The 649-nt window shown below is 73.8% G+C and carries 1 protein-coding gene; it reads left to right on the top strand.

Annotation, left to right across the window (positions count from 1 at the left end; genetic code table 11):
* Window positions 1-304: 304 nt before the first annotated feature.
* Window positions 305-649: NADP-dependent isocitrate dehydrogenase (locus RF647_RS19075; protein WP_368813106.1), on the top strand; the 345-nt coding region annotated here is incomplete at its 3' end.

A 649-nucleotide genomic window follows, 5' to 3' on the forward strand; every position in this document is an offset into this window, starting at 1 on the left:
CGAGCAGCAGGTCCTGGGCGGGTCGCAGGCGGGGGACGAGGACCGGATGATCGGCGAGGGCGAGCTCGTCAACGGCTCCGGGGCGACCCAGCCCACCGAGGGCTGACCCGGCGCTCCTCCGAGCGCCGGCCCGCCGTGTGCGCGCGGGCACGGCGGGCCCGTCCCCTCCCCGGGAACGGGCCCGCCGCCACGCGGGCGGACGTCCCGGAGCGGCCCCGGACAGCGGGCGGGGTGCCGCCTCGGGTATCTTGGCACCAGGAGACACCGTCCCGATCCGACGACGTTCATGGGAGACACCCCGCACATGGCCAAGATCATCTACACCCGCACCGACGAGGCGCCGCTGCTCGCCACCTACTCGTTCCAGCCGATCGTCGAGGCCTTCGCCGCCACCGCCGGCGTCGAGGTGGAGACCCGCGACATCTCGCTGGCCGGCCGCATCGTCGCGGCCTTCTCCGACCGCCTGCCCGAGGAGCAGCGGACCGACGACGCCCTGGCCGAGCTGGGCGAGCTGGCCAAGCGCCCCGAGGCCAACATCATCAAGCTGCCGAACATCTCCGCCTCGAACCCGCAGCTGAAGGCGGCGATCAAGGAGCTGCAGGACCAGGGCTTCGCCCTCCCCGACTACCCCGACGAGCCGGCGACGGAG

It is taken from the genome of Kocuria sp. CPCC 205263 (assembly GCF_040981075.1).
Classification (GTDB): Bacteria; Actinomycetota; Actinomycetes; order Actinomycetales; family Micrococcaceae; genus Kocuria; species Kocuria rosea.